Genomic DNA, 258 nt, shown 5'->3' on the forward strand with positions numbered 1-258 from the left:
CCTCAATGGCGGTTCCATCAAGGATGCCGCGGGCAATGCCCTGAACCTCAACCTGGGCGCTGTGGGCAATACCAGTAACGTGCTGATCGACACCAGCGCACCTACCGCCACCAACATCACTCGCGTCGATGCCAGCCCGAACAACAGTGGTTCGGTTAGCTTTACCGTGACCTTCAGCGAGAACGTCGGCAACGTCGATGCGAGCGATTTCAGCTTGGCCTTCGGTGGCAGTGCCAGTGGCAGCATCGAAAGCGTCAC

Annotated in this window: 1 protein-coding gene; it reads left to right on the forward strand. The window is 59.3% G+C overall.

The features are described from left to right. Positions 1-258: hypothetical protein (locus tag IAE38_RS23715; RefSeq protein WP_201219589.1), on the forward strand; the 258-nt coding region annotated here is incomplete at both ends.

The organism is Pseudomonas sp. S32 (assembly GCF_016648095.1).
Lineage (GTDB): Bacteria > Pseudomonadota > Gammaproteobacteria > Pseudomonadales > Pseudomonadaceae > Aquipseudomonas > Aquipseudomonas parafulva.